The sequence below is a fragment of the Paenibacillus sp. FSL K6-1122 genome, assembly GCF_037977015.1.
In the GTDB taxonomy this organism is placed as follows: Bacteria; Bacillota; Bacilli; order Paenibacillales; family Paenibacillaceae; genus Paenibacillus; species Paenibacillus amylolyticus.
In genome coordinates, this window is record NZ_CP150272.1 from 3783042 (window position 1) to 3801303 (window position 18262).

The following is an 18262-nucleotide window of genomic DNA, read 5'->3' on the forward strand; positions in this document are numbered from 1 at the left end:
TAAAATATAGCTCATATATTATTCAATGGATAAATTTTTAATAACGATTAACAACCGGCAAGATTCTTTTCTGGACTGATCAGTTCAGATATGTTATATTTCTGAAACGGGAGGTGTTACTTATCGCCAGGACTAAAGAATTTGACAAAAATCAAGCGTTACACGAAGCGATGCTGTTGTTTTGGAAAAAAGGATACGAGGCTGCTAGTATACCGGATTTACTGGAAGTGATGGGCATTAGCCGATCCAGCCTTTATGATACTTTTTCCGACAAGCAAACCTTGTATAGAGATGCCCTGGAGCATTATAAAAAAGGGAGTTCCAATAAACAGACCATTCTTGAACAAGCGTCCAACGTTAGAGAAGGAATTCTTCAATTTTTTGAGTATCATATTGCTTCAGCATACGATACCAGCCTACCGGGCGGATGTTTTGTAACAAATACAGCAACAACATTGGAGTCACCAGATGAACAGATAAATGTCTTGATACAGACTAGTTTTTCGGATTTGGAACAAGCATTTTGCGAGCTTTTGGAAAAGGGCCAACAATCGGGAGAGATAGATAAAACAACAGATATCAAAACATTGTCTTATTTATTGCTGAATTTACATCAAAGCATAAATATTATGGCCAAAACAGGTCAAAATCCAGAACGTGCAAAAGAGATGATTAGCTTTGTAATTGCAGGGATATAATTTTTTTTAGCAATATTGGAATGATTGTTCCGTTATTATATTCCTCATATTTTGAAGGTGCCATTTGAAAAGTATCTGCAAGACCATAATTTTTTTAATCATTCTGGAACATTCATTCCGTTATCGAAACATTCCATCAACAATAAGGAGATGCAACCAATGAAGGTATCGTTTATTGGACTTGGTAATATGGGGCTTCCAATGGCACAAAACCTGTTGAACGCGGGGTATGAATTAGTCATCTTTAATCGGACCCCTGAAAAAGCTGAACCATTAATAAAACAGGGAGCACGGTATGTCCAAACACCTCTAGAGGCAGCGAAAGAAAGCAATCTTGTAATTACCATGTTATCTGATGATGCTGCTTTGAGAGAGATTGTCGAGGGACCACATGGAGTTCTGAACGGATTATCTGAAAATGGAATTCACGTATCTGCCAGTACGATCAGCGTAGATCTGGCTCGAAAATTATCCGCTTTGCATGCGGAGAGACACCAGCACTTTGTGTCTGCCACCGTAATGGGGCGCCCGGATGCCGCTAAAGCAGCTACATTGCGCATTATTTTAGCTGGTCCGGAACATGCAAGACAACGAGTACTTCCCATGTTAACAGTACTAAGTCAAGAGATATTTGAGATTGGGGATCATGGCGAAGAAGGTAACATTGTCAAAATAGGCGTTAACTTTCTAATTGCTTCAATGCTGGAAGCTTTGTCGGAAGCGCAGCTCATGGTTGAAAAGCACGGTATTAAGCCGTCCCGATATATCGATGTTGTGAATGCTCTTTTTCAATCTCCGGTATATCAGAACTATGGCGCGATCATGACCGAACAGCGGTTTGAACCAGCCGGTTTTAATATGAAGCTCGGGTTAAAGGATGTTGCATTAGCTATCGAGGCAGCCAAGTCAGTTCAAGCTCCACTACCTTTAGGTCAGCTTATTCATCAACACCTCTCTGAAGGAATTACCCATGGTTATGGTGAGTTGGATTGGACGGCTTTAATCCGTTGTCTTGAGCATTCCTCTTAAGGAAAGAAAATCTAAGGAGAGATTAATTATGGAAATAGGTGTTACTTCATTCGTAGAAACAAAGCCTGATACTAAGACCGGAGTTGTGATGAGTCACGCACAGCGATTGCGAGAAGTCGTGGAAGAAATCGTCCTTGCAGATCAGGTAGGACTTGATGTGTTTGGCATAGGTGAGCATCATCGTGATGATTATGCAGCATCTTCACCAGCAATGGTGTTGTCCGCTGCCGCGCCCCTCACAAAACGGATTCGATTGACAAGTGCTGTGACGGTCCTATCTTCAGCAGATCCTGTCCGTGTGTTTCAGGATTTTGCCACGCTTGACGGTCTCTCCAATGGACGTGCCGAGATTATAGCGGGTCGAGGTTCCTTCATTGAGTCCTTTCCACTGTTTGGTTATAACCTGCATGACTACGAGGATTTATTTAATGAAAACATTGAATTGCTTCTTAAATTACGGGAATCCGAGAAAGTAACATGGAATGGAGGCCATCGACCAGCGATACATAATCTGGGGGTATACCCGCGTCCTGTTCAGAATTCTATACCTGTATGGATTGGTAGCGGAGGTACTCAGGAGTCTGCCATACGTGCTGGAATTCTAGGTCTGCCACTAGTTCTGGCAATTATCGGTGGTAATCCAACGAAATTTGCGCCACTTGTAGAACTGTATAAAAAGGCGGCAACTCATGCTGGTCATGATGTATCACAGCTTCGGGTAGGTTCACATTCTATCGGATTTGTTGCAGAAGATACAGAAAAGGCCGCAGAACTCTTTTTCCCGTCCACTCAGTACGGCATGAATAAACTCGGCAAAGAGCGGGGGTGGGCATATTACGATCGTTCCAGCTATGACGCTGCCCGCAGCTCTGATGGTGCGTTGTATGTAGGGGATCCGGAAACAGTTGCTCAAAAAATTATTCATCTGCGCAAGCATGTAGGAATTACACGTTTCATGATGTATGTTCCCTTAAGCACGATGCCACATGAGTTGGTAATGCAGGCTATAGAACTGCTCGGTAAAGAGGTTGCACCGCGAGTACGAGAGGAAATTTCCAAGTGGGAAGCTGAAATGAGATAAGGATTAACTAAAAAACATAAATGAACGAATTCATTATTATATTTGGAGGAATTATCATGAGTATTGAGACACGTATATTACCAGAATTAAGAGAGGTATATTCACAATTTCCAGGGTTTGAATTGGAGAAAAATTTAGAGTGGAGCAGAAACTTAGTATCGGCTGCATCGGTGAAAAAATCAGAGCATGTAAACACAACTAGCCGGAAAATTCCGAGGGATGGAGGTGAGATGCTGGTCAAAATTTATGAGCCAGCCGAACGAACGAATGATTTACTACCAGCCATGTTATGGATTCATGGGGGTGGGTACGTGTTAGGACATCCAGATATGGACGACAAATTGTGCGAACGTTTTGTTCAGACAGCAGAATGTATTGTCGTATCAGTCGATTATAGGCTCGCTCCTGAGCACCCTTATCCTGCGGGGATTGAAGATTGTTATGCTGGATTGGTATGGATGACGGAGGAAGCAGCAATGCTTGGCATTGATGTGAATCGGGTTGCGATTGCCGGTGCTAGCGGTGGCGGAGGACTGACAGCAGCACTCGCGCTGATGGCACGTGATAAAGGAGGTCCGTCTATTATCTTCCAAATGCCATTGTATCCGATGTTAGATAATCGTAACATCACGCCATCTAGTCATGAGATTACAGAAGAGGGTTCAATCTGGAACCGAACGGACAACGTGGCTGCTTGGAATATGTACCTTGGTGAGGAGAACGATATCAGTGGAAGTTCTTCTTATGCAATACCTTCGAGAGCAGAGAGCTTGGCCGGATTGCCACCAGCCTATACTTGTGTAGGTCAGCTCGATCTATTCCGAGACGAGACGATGGAGTATGTGGCACGATTAGCACAAGCAGGTGTGGATGTAGAATTTCACCTCTATCCAGGTTGCTTCCACCTTTTCGAAATTCTTGCTCCAGAAACAGAAGTGAGTCAACGTACTGTTAAGGGTTATATGGATGCAATGGCTCGTGCTCTTCATCCCAATAGAACCCTTAATTAAGGATTGATGAATCAGAACCTTTTAAGTTAAAGAAAATTTATAATAGGAAACTTTATGTCAGAAGAAGTCACTAAATTAGTGACTTCTTTTGTTTGGAGACATAAGTATAGATAAATAATCCAAAAAGTTCGAAATGGGGTTAAGCTGCAGGATTCCAATCAGGAAGATTCTTGGATTTGGTCTTTCCAATGTAATCAATCTGTTCAATCCAGAAGTGATTATTGTTGGTGGAGGAATGTCGGCAGCCGGTGACCGCTTGCTGAATACAGTACGTGACACGGTTAAAAATCATGCATTGCATCTCTCATCCGGTGTATGTCCTATCGTACAAGCAAAGTTAGGTGGGCAAGCAGGAACGATCGGCGCGGCTGCATATGCAAAAAATAAGATGCCATTATAAGGTATCACAATATGATAATTGATCAATCATGCTTGAGAATATGTCATTGCATCATACAGTCTAAAACCTTAACTTAAAATGACAGCAGAGAACGCTAACAACCTCGATGACGTTTATACCGATTAAATGGCTAAAGTATGTAAACGCCCATTGGACAGAGTGGGAATTTTTCCATTGATCTAAAGCACATCCCCCTTAAAAGTGAGATTTATATCCCAACTCTGTTAAGTCAGCCGGGACACCTTCACGTCGTTTATGAAACTGTTTAGGCGAGGAACCGGTCATTTGTTTGAACTGCCTGCAAAAATGCTCGACATTACGGTAACCGCATCGATCGGCAATCTCTGCAACCGTATACAAATGATGTCTAAGATATTCTTTGGCCAAACGTATTCTGCTATGAATAACATCCTCCATACACGAGAGGCCAAACGATTTCTTGTACATCAACTGCAAGTACCCCGGACTGACGTTTATGATCTTCGCCATTTCTGATATTGTCCAAGGATGGCTGGGATGGTTATGAATTGCCGTTCGAAGCTTCAACAGAGGATAGTGTTGAGGACTAATATCCTCTTGGACACAAGACTCAAGCAATTTATTGAACAAGGTTCGCAGCAGGCAATTGATGGATGATTCCCGGTAATCGTTCTGAAAAGAATGCTCTGCAACAAGCAATTGGAACAGCTTATGACAGTATTCCGGATCATCCAGCGGGAAAGGTGTGCCTGGCGGAAGGGAGGTATCGGTTACAAACGGTTCATCACTTTCAAAACGAATCCAATCATTTATATAGCGCTCTGAACAAGCCCGATAATATATTTTTTGATACGGTTTGAAAAGTACAGCACAATGAGCCGGGTATTCCTTAAGTTGTCCATTAACCCAAAACTGGGCAGGGGTCTGTGTAATGACTAATAACCAGGCATCATGCCCTTCAGGGATATCAAAAACAAAATGATTCTGATGTACCGCGTCACATTCAACGTAAAAAATAGATGTCATGGTTCTTCCCCTTTATCTTTAAGTTGTAGAAAAGAATAACCCATACACTACTTAAGCTATTTTCTATTATACGAGAGTTATCTTTATTTCATAGAACGAATGTACTATTACAATTATATGAGGAGTGTAGCTGGAATGAACAAGCAGGGGTTCAACCCATATCTTCCATCCTGGGAGTACGTACCTGATAGTGAGCCTTATGTATTCAATGAAAGAGTGTATGTGTATGGTTCACATGACCGTTTTAACGGACATGCCTTCTGTCTGAACGATTATGTATGCTGGTCTGCACCCGTGAATGACCTGGGGAATTGGAGAAATGAAGGGGTGATCTACCGAAAAACAGATGACCCGCTGAATCCGAATGGCCATATGTGTTTGTATGCGCCAGATGTTACGCTAGGTCCCGATGGGCGGTATTATCTGTATTATGTGCTGGATAAGGTACCCGTTGTTTCGGTGGCTGTATGTGATGCACCTGCCGGTAAATATGAATTCTATGGTTATGTACAATATGACGACGGCACTCGTCTGGGCGAAAGAGAAGGGGACGAGCCCCAGTTCGATCCCGGCGTGATGACTGAAGGACAGCACACTTATCTGTATACCGGCTTCTGTGCGGCCGGAGACCAATCAAGACATGGCGCGATGGCCACGATGCTAGGTCCGGATATGCTGACGATTGTGGAAGAACCTGTATTCGTAGCACCAAGCGAGCCTTACAGTGAGGGCAGCGGTTATGAGGGCCATGAATTTTTTGAGGCGCCTTCCATTCGGAAGAGAGGTAATACCTACTATCTGGTGTATTCCTCCATCGTTATGCATGAATTATGTTATGCCACCAGCCGATTTCCAAATAAAGGATTTACATATCAGGGCGTCATCGTAAGCAACTGTGATCTCCATATCAACTCCTACAAACCTGCTGACAAACCCATGTATTATGGAGGCAATAACCATGGCAGCATTGTGGAGATCAACGGAGACTGGTATGTCTTCTATCACCGTCATACCAATGGGGACGCATTCAACCGGCAGGGCTGTATTGAGAAGATATCTTTTGAAGAGGACGGCAGCATTCCTCAGGTGGAAATGACCTCCTCTGGTCCAAGTGGGAGACCGCTTGAAGGAAAAGGCGAGTACCCCGCATATCTTGCATGTAATCTTTTGACCAAAGATGATCAGAAGTACACTGGAGGTTTCGGGGCAGGAGCCTGGCTGGACAGCCGCTTTCCAAAGATCACCCAGGATGGTAGAGACGGTGATGAAGAGGTCGGATATATCGCCAATATGGTTGAATCCGCAACGGCAGGTTTTAAATACTTTGATTGCCGAGGAATTCGCCAGGTCTCAATCAAGGTACGGGGATATTGTCACGGGGTATTTGAGGTCAAAACCGCATGGAACGGTCCTGTCCTGGGTACAATCCCGGTACATTTCACCAATCATTGGAAACCCTATTCAGTCGAGATGACCATTCCAGATGGTATACAAGCTTTGTATTTTACGTACAGAGGTTCTGGAAGTGCAAGCCTTGCATCATTTATTTTAGCGTAATCCTCAAACACATGATCTGAGCAATCCAGACAAAACAAAGCAGCTGCTGGTCATCCAGTAGCTGTTTTGTTGACCGATCAGCCTATGCGGCTCAGACAATTGGGGTTTTTATGATTAAACTTTTAGTCATCCACAACGTTGGCTTCTCCTGCCTGCTGCGAATGGCTACGATATTCGCTTGGCGCGATGCCTGTCCACCGCTTGAATTGGCGGCTAAAATGCGCATTGGTCTTATACCCCAGCATCATCGCAATATGATCTATGTTCAGGTCGGTTTGCTTTAACAGCCGCTGCGCTTCGTTCAGAAGGGTTTCGGATAGAAACTTACGCGGAGCGATGCCGTATACCTGCCGAAATATACGATTAACCTGTGACGGGCTAATGCTCAGCGATTTGGCAATATCCTGAATCCAGGTTCGCTCACTCTCCTGAATTTCCCCGTGAAGATGGATATACCTTACCGAATCCTCAATGTGCTCAGCAATCTGATGGGCAATGGTTTCTTTTCTCGACAACGTAACGGATGCTTGCTGAGATAACTGACCGACCAGGGAACCGAGCAGTTCAAACACGGCGGCATGTACCTTCATTTGTTTGGAGGAAGATAGTGAGCTAGACATATGCTCTGTGGACAGGCCATACAAAGTAGACAGGGAAGGGGAAAGCCCCAGAGCCAAATTCGAATTTGCCGGATAATAGATGTCTTTGCAACGGTTAAGTTCTCTGCAAAAGGATGTATCGTGTATGCTGAAATGCACGGAAAAATAAGTGAACCCCTCCGGTCCGGCTCCGGTGCAAGAGTGGGTCATACCAGGCCGGATGAACAGAAGGTCGCCAACCGACTGCCGATAAGACTGCCCGTTGACAACCATGTTCATCTGCCCGTCCATCATCCAGTGCACTTCATACATTGAATGTTCATGAGACGGATAAGTCCAGCTTGAATCTACTTTTCTTGCATGCAGCCCCAATAATTGAAAAGACATGCGAACATCGGGTAGACGACCTAAATACACAGCATCCGAAAGCTTGGTCACAGCAAACCAACCCCCTTGTACTATTCTATATACCAACATCCTGTCATCGGATTGTCCTCGTAAATTATCTTTAGTTTAATGGATCTAACCTCATCTTAACAGAAAAAAATGCGTGAAAAGGGTAAATCGTCGGAGTGATTAGAACATCGTCATGTACCATAGCGGGTGCTATGGTAGTATTATCAACCCGATGGGGAAAAATGGAGGCAAGCTTGAATGAGAATTATTCGATTTCTGGACGGACAACAGAAGTGGCTGGCAGCCGTTACGGATGATGAACAAGCGTATCGTTTGCCACAAGCAGATTTTATGACTTTGATCTATCAAGCAAGAAAGCAGGGGGTTTCTCCAGTTCAACTTGTTGAAAGCGCTTTTAAACCGTTAAACAAGTTAACTGACGATTGGACTTCCTTACATCTAATCACTCCATTGGAAGCTCCGGAAGTATGGGCGGCGGGTGTGACTTATCAGCGCAGCCGGGAAGCGCGAAATTATGAAGCGACGGAAGGCAAGCTGGATGCAAAGACCTTTTACGATAAAGTTTATGATGCCGAAAGGCCGGAGATCTTTTTTAAATCTACAGCAGCCCGCACCATCGGGCCCAATGAGGCTGTCACACTTCGCAGCGATTCCAATTGGCAGATCCCGGAGCCTGAGCTGGGGTTGGTGCTTGCCGCGGATGGCAGCATTGTGGGATACATCGTTGGTAATGACATGAGCTGCCGCGATATTGAAGGGGAGAATCCGCTGTATCTACCGCAAGCAAAAATGTGGCGCAATTCCTGCTCGATAGGGCCAGCCATTCGTCTAGCGGAAACGGTGCAAAATCCATATGCGTTCAACATCGTCTGCGAGATATATCGCGAAGGTGAAGTAGTTGTCAAAAGCGAAGCAAGCACAAGTGAGTTAAACCGAAAACTCGATGAACTGGTCTCTTTTCTGGCCAGAGATAACGATCTGTTTGACGGTACGGTGTTATTGACAGGAACTAGCATTGTGCCACCTAATGATTTTACACTTGCACCCGGGGACCGCATTGAAATATCCATTAGCGATATCGGGACACTTATTAATCCAGTCATTTCAAACTAATGTACAAGGAGGATGAATGCGATGACCACATTTCAGGTAGAGCAGACATACAGCAATTACATTAACGGAGAATGGGTGAAGGCGACGTCCGGTGAAACCGAACCGAGCATCAACCCGGCGAATCGGAAGGAGGTAGTTGGCTACGTACCCACCTCAGGCGTAGAGGACCTGAACCGGGCTGTTGCAGCCGCGAAGGAAGCAGCAAAAGATTGGCGGAGGTTATCGGGCGCGGAACGCGGAAACTATCTATTTCAGGCAGCCAATGTGTTGGAACGCCGGGCCGATGAGGTTGCAGAGGCGATGACCAGGGAAATGGGCAAAACACTCCCAGAAGCCAAAGGAGAGACACTGCGCGGTGTCGCGATCTTAAGGTATTACGCTGGAGAAGGCATGCGAAAAACCGGTGATGTCATTCCATCAACGGACAGCGAAGCGCTGATGTTTACGACCCGCGTACCCCTTGGCGTTGTTGGGGTTATTGCTCCTTGGAATTTCCCAGTAGCCATTCCGATTTGGAAAACGGCTCCGGCCTTGATCTACGGTAATACGGTTGTGTTGAAGCCTGCTCAGGAAACTGCGGTCACTGCGGCTAAAGTAATGGAATGTTTTGAAGAGGCGGGCATTCCGGCAGGTGTTCTTAATCTGGTATGCGGCAGAGGCTCAGTGATCGGATCTGCACTTGCTGAGCATCCGGATGTGGGCGGAATAACGTTCACAGGCTCTAATGAAGTGGGCAAACGGGTCGGCGGCGCAGCACTGGCACGTGGGGCCAAGTATCAACTTGAAATGGGTGGGAAAAACCCGATTATTATCGCGGCTGACGCCGACCTGGATTTGGCTGTGGAAGCCACGATCAGCGGTGGGTTGAAATCGACCGGGCAAAAATGTACGGCCACCAGCAAGGTCATTATTGAACGAAAAGTATACGATGCCTTCAAAGAAAAGCTGCTTTCGCAAATCCAGGAAATTCGGCTGGGTGACGGCATGTCTTCTGGAAGCTGGATGGGTCCATGTGCAAGCGAAGGACAGCTCAATACCGTGCTGAGTTATATTCAAAAAGGCCAAGATGAAGGTGCCGTTCTGCTCACTGGTGGAAAAAGAGGGGACGGTCCGGGACTAGAAGAGGGATTCTATGTGCAGCCGACCGTATTTGAAGGGGTCGAATCCCATATGTCCATCGCCCGGGAAGAAATCTTTGGCCCGGTTCTGGCCTTGATTGCGGTAGATTCCCTGGAGGAAGCCATCGAAGCGGCTAATGATAGCGATTATGGCTTGAGTGCTTCCATCTATACACAGAACGTCGGAGCCATGTTGTCTTTCATCCGGGACATGGATGCAGGACTGGTCAGAATTAATGCAGAAACAGCCGGCGTAGAGCTGCAGGCTCCGTTTGGCGGAATGAAGATGTCAAGTTCACACTCCAGAGAACAGGGGCAAGCGGCTATCGAGTTTTTCACGGCCATCAAAACGGTCTTTGTGAAGTCATAAACTGTGGGAGGCTATCATGTACGAACAAATTACGTCGATTATGGGAGAGACCGCGTCCAACTGCTTCGATATCATAGCACATGCTCCAGGGGCTACCGGACGTCTGCCTTTAACGGATGATTTGCTGCGGAATGCTCCAAGCGGCGACTTGTTCGGCATGTCCCAGAATGTTGGAATGGGCTGGAAGCCCGGGGAATTGAACGGAAAACAATTTCTGATCTTGAGTACACAAGGTGGCATACGCAATGAAGACGGCAGCCCGGCAGCACTCGGTTACCATACGGGCCACTGGGAGGTCGGCCTGCTGATGAAGGCTGCCGCAGAAGAACTGTCAAGCCGGGGAGGAATCCCGTTTGCTGGATATGTCAGCGATCCGTGTGACGGTAGATCACAGGGGACAACCGGCATGTTTGACTCGCTTCCGTACCGGAACGATGCCGCTATGGTATTTCGCAGACTGATTCGCTCGCTGCCAACACGTAAAGGCGTGCTTGGTGTGGCCACTTGTGACAAAGGCCTTCCAGCGATGATGCTCGCACTTGCCGGCATGCCGCAATTGCCTAGTGTAATCGTTCCCGGTGGCGTCACACTTCCGCCTACCGATGGAGAGGATGCCGGTAAAATTCAGACCATCGGTGCACGGTACGTCAACGGGGAACTTTCTCTGGAAATGGCTTCGGATTTAGGATGTCGAGCTTGTGCTACACCGGGAGGAGGCTGTCAGTTTCTAGGTACCGCGGCTACGGCCCAGGTTGTAGCAGAGGCACTGGGTATGACAGTGCCACATGCCGCGCTTGCACCTTCCGGGCAGCCCATCTGGTTTGAAATGGCGCGCCAATCGTCACGTGCACTCATCCATATGGAGTCACAGGGGATGCGGATGGCAGACATTGTCACCGATGCATCCATTCGCAATGCGATGACCGTTCATGCCGCGTTTGGCGGATCGACCAATCTGCTTCTTCACATACCGGCGATTGCCCATGCCGCCGGTTTAACCATACCCGCGGTACAGGACTGGATACAGGTCAACAAAAATGTTCCAAGGCTGGTTAGCGCCCTACCAAACGGACCGATCTTTTATCCGACCATACGTGTCTTTCAGGCAGGAGGTGTACCGGAGGTCATGCTACACCTCAGACAGCTTGGTCTGTTAGATGAGTCTGTACCAACGGTTACAGGTACTTCATTGGGTCAGGTACTGGACTGGTGGGAATCGTCGGAACGCCGTCATCTCATGCGGAAGCAGTTAAAAGAGCAGGACGGCATCGATCCAGACAGTGTCATCATGAGTGTAGAACACGCTCAGCGGCTTGGAATCTCATCGACCGTAACATTTCCAACCGGGAATATCGCTCCGGAAGGTTCAGTCATCAAATCCACCTCTATTGATCCTGCTGTATTGGATGAACATGGCGTATATCGTCATCGTGGAAGAGCAAAGGTTTTTACCACTGAACGTGAGGCGATCCATGCGATTAAGACCGGAGGTATTCTGGCTGGAGACGTTGTTGTGCTTCTTGGGCGAGGTCCATCGGGAACCGGAATGGAGGAGACGTACCAGCTTACATCTGCGCTTAAACATTTGCCTTTTGGCAAATACGTGTCACTGATTACGGATGCCCGGTTCTCCGGTGTTTCCACCGGAGCGTGTATTGGTCATGTTGGCCCCGAAGCGCTGGCAGGCGGACCGATTGGCAAGCTGCGGAACGGAGACCTGATTGACATCGCGGTTGATCGTAACACGCTGGAGGGCAGCGTTAACTTTGTCGGAGAAGGCGATCTGGAGTTTTCACCGGAAGAAGGCGCTCTCATCCTGGCACAAAGGCCCTTCCACCCGGATATGAGACCTGATGAAGCTTTGCCGGATGATACAAAGCTCTGGGCTGCATTGCAATCGGTCAGCGGTGGGACTTGGAGAGGGAATGTATATGATGTAGAGCGGATCGTAACCGCCCTGGAAGCCGGCAAAAAAGCGCTAGGCTGGTACTAATATCTACCTTTCGTGAATCTGCTGTTGTACAGATCATTACTTTCATACCGGAGGTTTCTTCCATGAATAAGATCCAGAAAATGATCACCAATCCCATCCTGCCCGGTTTCCATCCCGATCCGTCCATCTGCCGAGCAGGGGAGGATTATTATATCGCCACTTCCACCTTTGAATGGTTCCCTGGTGTACGAATTCACCATTCCCGGGATCTGGTTCATTGGCGGCCCATCGCTTCTCCGCTGACTCGTGTAACGCAGTTGAACATGGAGGGCAACATTAATTCCGGAGGCGTATGGGCACCCTGTCTTAGTTACAACAACGGTGTGTTTTACCTGATCTACACCGATGTCAAAAGCCGGGTAGGCGCTTTTAAAGATACCCATAATTACCTTGTGACAGCAACGGATATCGAGGGCCCTTGGTCCGATCCGGTGTATCTGAACAGCAGCGGTTTTGATCCTTCCCTGTTTCATGATGAAGACGGGCGTAAGTGGCTGGTCAATATGATATGGGATCACCGTAAGGGCAAAAATCGGTTTGCAGGCATCGTTCTTCAGGAATATTCCGTCCAGGAACATAAGCTGATCGGACCGGCCATGAACATATTTAAGGGAACAGAATTAGGCCTGACCGAAGCACCCCACCTGTATAAACACAAGGACTATTATTATCTCATTACGGCTGAAGGTGGAACCGGTTATGAGCATGCGGTTACCTCAGCACGTTCCCGTACGTTACAAGGTCCTTATGAGGTCGATCCTGCCAATCCGATCCTCACTTCATACGGCAGACCGGATTTAGCTCTGCAAAAGGCAGGCCACGGTAGTCTGGTCGAAACGCATACCGGCGAATGGTACATGGCTCATCTGGTCGGACGACCCGTTCAGCACAAATATTGCATTCTTGGACGTGAGACCGCACTTCAGCCATGTACGTGGAGTGAGGACGGCTGGCTGAGACTTGCGAGCGGTGACCGATATCCGGAGGTTCAGGTGCCTGCACCGATGATCCAGTCCCATCCGTTTGAGCCGATTGCTGAAATGGATGACTTTGATCACTTTGAGCTTCGGCATGATTGGAATACACTTCGCATTCCACCCGATTCGACTTGGCTCAGCTTGACGGAACGTCCCGGTTACATACGATTGCACGGCATGGAGTCGATGAGTTCAACGCACAGGCAAAGCATGATCGCACGGAGACTTCAGGCCTTGAAGTGTGAAGCCGAGACGTGTCTGGAATTTGCGCCGGACCATCCACAGCAAATGGCTGGATTGATTTTGTACTACGATACCCAGGACTATCTCTACTTACGTGTAACTTATCATGAGGAGAAAGGGCTCTGCCTGGGGATCATTCAGTCCAAATACGGGGTATACGACGAACTGCTGGAGGATATTCCGCTAGAGTTGGTGAGCACGCTCCGTTTAAAGGTTGTGGTGGATCAAGATCGCGCCCGCTTTTATTATGCGTTAAATACTGATTCATCCTGGAATACTGCAGGCGGGTGGGTTGATATCACACATCTGTCCGATGAATCTCCAGAGTATATCCGGTTTACGGGAACTTATATCGGTCTTTGTGTGCAGGATCTAGGTGGAACCCGAAAACATGCCGATTTTGATTACTTTAAATATAAAGAAACAAAGCATGTAGCTGGTGTATTGGAAAACATGTGATGGTCTTTTTGGAAGGAGCAGAGGACCATGAAATGAAATTGGGTAGTATAGCAGCAGAATAGAGGAATACATGCTCACAGAAGAAATGGATGATGGGATAGTGCGGGGCGGTAAGGCTGCGTGGAATTGTGACGATTCTGCTGGGGCTGGACTTCGAGACACTTCGTACATTAACATAGATGGAGTGAGTCAAAGATCGGTACAGTAATGTACCGTTTTTTTTGTGTTTAGAGAGATTGTTTTGAGATAGTACTTGATAGAGGTGATCAAGCATGAGTGATTATTCGAAAGACAAACCGTATACAAGCTCCCGATCTGATATTCAAAATGTTCTGCGTGATTCTCGTCTGCCTGCTTTGATCTGGGGTATTCTGATTTATTTTTCTGCATTGTACTCCCAGCTACCGATGTTGCCCACATGGTTTGAATTTATGATGTTTACAGCTCTCATTCTGGTTCACGTTCTGCTGCATTGGTATGCAGGATACGTTGTCGATCGAAGACCCTGGATTTATTTTGTGACACAAGGATGTATTGTCTGGGGGTGTGCGTTATTCATGCCTAATGCTCATTCTCTCATTTTTGTAAGTCTATTGACGGCTTTGGCCGGTCAGAGTATTGGCGTATACGCTCAACGGATGAAGGTGCTTCTGGTATGTACCTTTTACTGTACCTTGTTTTCTGCCTCCCTGGTTTGGCTCGGGACTACCGAGGATTTGCCATCTACAGTACCATCGCTCTTCTTCATCATGTTTTTCGTAATCGGCTATGCTGCTTTGTTCTATAAACAAGTTCGTGCCAAATTGCGGACCCAGTCGTTTTTACGTGAATTGGAACGAGCGCACAGGAAAGTGGAGGAGCTAACGATTGCCAATGAACGTCAAAGGATGGCCCGTGATTTACATGATACCCTTGCACAAGGGCTGGCAGGTCTTATCATGCAGCTTGATGCCGTGGATGCGCATTTAGAAAATGATAATAACCATCGTGCCCACGAGATTGTTCAGTTGTCAAAAGCCCAAGCAAAGCGCACGCTTTCAGAAGCGAGAAGCGCAATTGACGACTTGCGTTCGTATTCTGCAGAGGTCATAGATATTTCTAAAGCAGTGAAGGAAGAGGCTGAACATTTCTCACATATAACAGGGATTCGTGTTGTCACTCGGTTATCGATGCCCCATCTGGTGGTGCCGAAGTTGATCTTCGAACATAGCTTACATATCATCCGAGAATGCTTGGCCAATACAGCTAAATATGCTAATGCTACGAATGTAGAAATCGTGGTTGCTGCACGGGAAAAGGAAGTCGAGCTAAACATAACGGATGACGGAATAGGGTTCGATACCAACCTCATCGAGAGACAATCCGGTAGTTATGGTTTAATTGGTTTATATGAACGAACTCGAATTATGGACGGGGAGATCGAAATTGAAAGCGGAAAGCAAGGAACCCAAGTTTCTGTTCGCATCCCATTACAGCAGGAGGAAACCAACGCATGACTATCAAGATTCTTATCGTGGACGACCATTTCGTCGTTCGGGAGGGACTTAAGCTGATCCTGGAAACCAATCAAAGGTACGAGGTAATTGCAGAAGCATCTAACGGTAAGGAAGCGATTCGACGGGTAGATACTTACAATCCGGACATAATTCTATTGGATTTAAACATGCCTGAAATGGGCGGCCTGGATACCATGACAGCGCTCAGAGCTAAAGGAATGGATATACCGATCATTATTTTGACTACATATAACGAGGATGAAATGATGATCCGCGGGCTGGCTTTAGGTGCTAAAGGGTATTTGCTAAAGGACACGGGAAGAGAGATGATATTTCGCTCGATTGATGCAGCGATGCGGGGGGAAACGTTGCTACTTCCGGAGATCAGCGAGAAAGTATTTGCTCACAAGACATCAGAAAAGGCGAAAGAGTCATCCTCCGCGAGGATATCTCTTACAGACAAAGAGCTGATCGTGCTTCAAGCAATTGCCCGTGGCTCTCGAAGTAAAGAGATCGGCTTTGATATGGGCATATCCGAACGGACTGTAAAGACTCATTTAACGAGTATTTACAATAAATTGGGTGTGGATTCGAGGTCGCAGGCCGTCGCCGTCGCCGTAGAGCGTGGAATATTGCATTTATAATCAAACATTTCATAGATTTGCCCGATCGTACACTTGGGTCTTGCCCTTTTGTACGATTTTTTATTTTTCTCATCCGTTTATGATAGTTGCATGAATACAAATTGGAGGAGAAATGATGAAAAAAAGACTGACAACGATTCTAGCAACTGTTCTCTCACTGACCATGCTCTCCGCTTGCAGCATCACTAATAGCGGGACTTCAACACAGGAGGAAATTCCGAAACCTGAAAATAACGTTGCTTCCGCACAGAATGAGTTTCCGAAACCAATGGGAAGTTATACGGTCGGGCGTACACAGATGGACTTCAAGTACACAGCATCAGACCAATCAGAAAGAGAACTGACAGCATTATTTTTCTATCCGTCCGACAGCAATGAGGGCAAACCAACGGCAGAGTATGCATTTCCGGAGTTTCATTCACTGAGGGATGAGCTTTTGGTTAGATTAGGGGGCACCGCGGGTGGTGAGCAGCTTTTTGATTCCAATTTCAAGACATGGTCTTACGACGATCTGGCCTTGTCTGAAAAGGAAAAACAATATCCGGTTTTATTCTTTGTTCATGGCGCAGGCGCTTACCCACAGCAAGGCACTTTGTTCGCACAAGACCTGGCAAGCGCCGGCTATATTGTGGTATCCATCGGCCATGCCGAAAGTGGCGTGTACAAACTTAAAGATGGACGAACGATGGGTATGTCAGAGAAATTTATGGACGAAGTAACGAAATACGGAATGGAAGCGGCCACCCTAACCCCACCTGAAATTGTGACAGAGAAGCTTGAGGAAGAAGAAGCTATTGAGATTGCTCGCAAATTAACTTCCGCGCCTGAAGCAGTCAAGTTTGCTAACTATGCCGTTTTACAGAGCGAGGATATTCGATATGTTGCAGATAACTTGTACAAAATGAATACAGGTGACATGGAATCTATGTTTAAAGGCAGATTGCAGCTTGATCTCGGTATGGGTGTGTTCGGACATTCTTTTGGAGGAACGACAGCGGCAATTGTTAGCCGTGACGATGACCGATTTGTCGGCGCTGTAAACCTTGACGGTAATATGTTAGGTGCCTTGGATAGTCATTTTAAGAAACCCTTCATGCAGCTCAGCACTGTACTTGCCTATAATACGAATGCATTTCTTCTTGAATCCAACAGCAAGGACACCTACTTTGCCATTATTGATAATGTAGTCCATGGTGACTTCTCCGATTCCTTGTTTACAACTACGGATAAAGCATCCAGAGGAACCCGGGACGCGATGGAACAGCGCAACATTATCACTTCTTATACAAAGGCGTTCTTTGATAAATATATGTTGAAAAAGGATGCGGATATTGATAGCCTTACCTTTGACGGCGTAGAGATGATTAAAAAACCTCAAAAGCCTTAGTATTGATTTGCCTGAATTTCGGGAGGGTTTATCGCGTAATAAAAGGAGAGAACCGGGTGGTCGGATTTAACTGCACGTGATTCAACTCTGATCTTGAAATTAAAATGATAAAGAGACCTTACTTTTGCTTTAAAACGTTAAGGTCTTTTTATCATTTGGGGAAATATATTTCGAATGAGAGAATGATACATAACTTAAAATAGTTCATATTTAATAAGTTTTAATCATTGATTTGTTCAATACTCACAACCGTTCTAATGGGTGGCGAGGGTTCTAGTTGGTCAAAGCCAGTAGTAATTCTTACTCTTTGCCCTACCTCAATTGTTTCATATGTTTCTCTATTGACCAAATAATACGAAGCTTCCTGGTCTTGTGCTAATTCTATAAAATCCTCAAGATTTCCATTCTCCAGGTCTTCCTTACTTACATTTTGAAGAACAAGGAATTTGTACTTGTCATTTTCATCTGTTTTAAATACTACAGTGCCCTTGAAAACTGGATAATTCTCTTTCTCATCCTTGTTAGAACAGCCCGAAAGTATAATCATACTAATGAAGATAAACAATATTATTTTTTTCATAATGACCTCCTTGATTTGAAATAAAGTTTTCCCCTTGTTTTTAAGTATACCCTACGTAAAAAAAGCAAATTATTACTATAAGGTAA

At 46.1% G+C, this 18262-nt stretch carries 17 protein-coding genes; 13 read left to right on the forward strand and 4 right to left on the reverse strand.

Annotated elements, in window-relative coordinates:
• The first annotated feature begins 113 nt into the window (after window positions 1-113).
• From NSQ20_RS17115 to NSQ20_RS17130, 4 genes are all read left to right on the forward strand, one after another.
• The gene (locus NSQ20_RS17115; protein ID WP_235200832.1) at window positions 114-698 is read left to right on the forward strand and encodes a TetR/AcrR family transcriptional regulator; all 585 of its coding nucleotides are present in this window, start codon (window positions 114-116) and stop codon (window positions 696-698) included.
• Between the two features lie 159 nt (window positions 699-857).
• Window positions 858-1727, forward strand: coding sequence for an NAD(P)-dependent oxidoreductase (locus NSQ20_RS17120; RefSeq protein WP_076317796.1), 870 nt, complete (start codon window positions 858-860; stop codon window positions 1725-1727).
• A 28-nt stretch (window positions 1728-1755) separates the two neighbouring features.
• A complete protein-coding gene (locus tag NSQ20_RS17125; protein WP_036671403.1) occupies window positions 1756-2808 on the forward strand; it encodes an LLM class flavin-dependent oxidoreductase in 1053 nt (350 codons plus the stop codon).
• A gap of 56 nt (window positions 2809-2864) precedes the next feature.
• Window positions 2865-3818: an alpha/beta hydrolase gene (locus NSQ20_RS17130; RefSeq protein ID WP_338706087.1), complete on the forward strand. Its 954-nt coding sequence runs from the start codon at window positions 2865-2867 to the stop codon at window positions 3816-3818.
• A gap of 139 nt (window positions 3819-3957) precedes the next feature.
• Here the strand turns inward: NSQ20_RS17130 and NSQ20_RS17135 are convergent, their stop codons facing one another.
• Entirely contained in the window at window positions 3958-4110 is a 153-nt protein-coding gene (locus NSQ20_RS17135) for a hypothetical protein (protein WP_340033074.1), read from the reverse strand.
• Here NSQ20_RS17135 and NSQ20_RS17140 point away from each other — a divergent pair.
• Window positions 4039-4218 (forward strand): ROK family protein, encoded by a 180-nt coding sequence (locus tag NSQ20_RS17140; RefSeq protein WP_338708959.1) that lies wholly within the window; start codon window positions 4039-4041, stop codon window positions 4216-4218. The two genes, NSQ20_RS17135 and NSQ20_RS17140, sit on opposite strands and share 72 nt — an antisense overlap.
• Before the next feature lie 195 nt (window positions 4219-4413).
• On the opposite strand, the gene NSQ20_RS17145 is transcribed toward NSQ20_RS17140, so the two are convergent.
• On the reverse strand, window positions 4414-5223 hold the full coding sequence (locus tag NSQ20_RS17145) for an AraC family transcriptional regulator (protein ID WP_340030401.1): 810 nt from the start codon (window positions 5221-5223) through the stop codon (window positions 4414-4416).
• A gap of 135 nt (window positions 5224-5358) precedes the next feature.
• Between NSQ20_RS17145 and NSQ20_RS17150 the strand changes: the two genes are divergently transcribed.
• Complete coding sequence (locus NSQ20_RS17150; protein WP_340030402.1) at window positions 5359-6780, forward strand: family 43 glycosylhydrolase; 1422 nt, start codon at window positions 5359-5361, stop codon at window positions 6778-6780.
• A gap of 122 nt (window positions 6781-6902) precedes the next feature.
• On the opposite strand, the gene NSQ20_RS17155 is transcribed toward NSQ20_RS17150, so the two are convergent.
• Window positions 6903-7817: an AraC family transcriptional regulator gene (locus NSQ20_RS17155; protein WP_036671411.1), complete on the reverse strand. Its 915-nt coding sequence runs from the start codon at window positions 7815-7817 to the stop codon at window positions 6903-6905.
• 216 nt (window positions 7818-8033) lie between these two features.
• Between NSQ20_RS17155 and NSQ20_RS17160 the strand changes: the two genes are divergently transcribed.
• The 7 genes from NSQ20_RS17160 (at window position 8034) to NSQ20_RS17190 (ending at window position 17596) form a co-directional block, all read left to right on the forward strand.
• Window positions 8034-8909 (forward strand): fumarylacetoacetate hydrolase family protein, encoded by an 876-nt coding sequence (locus NSQ20_RS17160; RefSeq protein ID WP_036671413.1) that lies wholly within the window; start codon window positions 8034-8036, stop codon window positions 8907-8909.
• Between the two features lie 21 nt (window positions 8910-8930).
• Entirely contained in the window at window positions 8931-10397 is a 1467-nt protein-coding gene (gene gucD / locus NSQ20_RS17165) for an alpha-ketoglutaric semialdehyde dehydrogenase GucD (protein ID WP_036671416.1), read from the forward strand.
• A 16-nt stretch (window positions 10398-10413) separates the two neighbouring features.
• On the forward strand, window positions 10414-12390 hold the full coding sequence (locus NSQ20_RS17170) for a YjhG/YagF family D-xylonate dehydratase (RefSeq protein WP_036671418.1): 1977 nt from the start codon (window positions 10414-10416) through the stop codon (window positions 12388-12390).
• Window positions 12391-12452: 62 nt separating this feature from the next.
• Window positions 12453-14069, forward strand: coding sequence for a glycoside hydrolase family 43 protein (locus NSQ20_RS17175; RefSeq protein WP_340030403.1), 1617 nt, complete (start codon window positions 12453-12455; stop codon window positions 14067-14069).
• A 272-nt stretch (window positions 14070-14341) separates the two neighbouring features.
• Window positions 14342-15565 carry a sensor histidine kinase gene (locus NSQ20_RS17180; RefSeq protein WP_036671421.1) on the forward strand — a complete coding sequence of 408 codons (1224 nt, stop codon included), beginning with the start codon at window positions 14342-14344 and terminating at the stop codon, window positions 15563-15565.
• On the forward strand, window positions 15562-16209 hold the full coding sequence (locus NSQ20_RS17185; RefSeq protein ID WP_036615473.1) for a response regulator transcription factor: 648 nt from the start codon (window positions 15562-15564) through the stop codon (window positions 16207-16209). Before NSQ20_RS17180 ends, NSQ20_RS17185 begins: the two co-directional genes overlap by 4 nt.
• Window positions 16210-16321: 112 nt before the next feature.
• Complete coding sequence (locus tag NSQ20_RS17190; protein WP_235193830.1) at window positions 16322-17596, forward strand: choline esterase; 1275 nt, start codon at window positions 16322-16324, stop codon at window positions 17594-17596.
• Between the two features lie 220 nt (window positions 17597-17816).
• Here the strand turns inward: NSQ20_RS17190 and NSQ20_RS17195 are convergent, their stop codons facing one another.
• Complete coding sequence (locus NSQ20_RS17195) at window positions 17817-18176, reverse strand: DUF3221 domain-containing protein (protein ID WP_036671424.1); 360 nt, start codon at window positions 18174-18176, stop codon at window positions 17817-17819.
• Window positions 18177-18262: the final 86 nt, after the last annotated feature.

Coding starts and splice junctions, on each gene's coding strand:
- NSQ20_RS17120 (WP_076317796.1), top strand. CDS start 858: ATGAAGGTATCGTTTATTGGACTTGGTAATATGGGGCTTCCAATGGCA.
- NSQ20_RS17125 (WP_036671403.1), top strand. CDS start 1,756: ATGGAAATAGGTGTTACTTCATTCGTAGAAACAAAGCCTGATACTAAG.
- NSQ20_RS17130 (WP_338706087.1), top strand. CDS start 2,865: ATGAGTATTGAGACACGTATATTACCAGAATTAAGAGAGGTATATTCA.
- NSQ20_RS17135 (WP_340033074.1), bottom strand. CDS start 4,110: ATGATTTTTAACCGTGTCACGTACTGTATTCAGCAAGCGGTCACCGGC.
- NSQ20_RS17145 (WP_340030401.1), bottom strand. CDS start 5,223: ATGACATCTATTTTTTACGTTGAATGTGACGCGGTACATCAGAATCAT.
- NSQ20_RS17150 (WP_340030402.1), top strand. CDS start 5,359: ATGAACAAGCAGGGGTTCAACCCATATCTTCCATCCTGGGAGTACGTA.
- NSQ20_RS17160 (WP_036671413.1), top strand. CDS start 8,034: ATGAGAATTATTCGATTTCTGGACGGACAACAGAAGTGGCTGGCAGCC.
- gucD (WP_036671416.1), top strand. CDS start 8,931: ATGACCACATTTCAGGTAGAGCAGACATACAGCAATTACATTAACGGA.
- NSQ20_RS17170 (WP_036671418.1), top strand. CDS start 10,414: ATGTACGAACAAATTACGTCGATTATGGGAGAGACCGCGTCCAACTGC.
- NSQ20_RS17175 (WP_340030403.1), top strand. CDS start 12,453: ATGAATAAGATCCAGAAAATGATCACCAATCCCATCCTGCCCGGTTTC.
- NSQ20_RS17180 (WP_036671421.1), top strand. CDS start 14,342: ATGAGTGATTATTCGAAAGACAAACCGTATACAAGCTCCCGATCTGAT.
- NSQ20_RS17185 (WP_036615473.1), top strand. CDS start 15,562: ATGACTATCAAGATTCTTATCGTGGACGACCATTTCGTCGTTCGGGAG.
- NSQ20_RS17190 (WP_235193830.1), top strand. CDS start 16,322: ATGATGAAAAAAAGACTGACAACGATTCTAGCAACTGTTCTCTCACTG.
- NSQ20_RS17195 (WP_036671424.1), bottom strand. CDS start 18,176: ATGAAAAAAATAATATTGTTTATCTTCATTAGTATGATTATACTTTCG.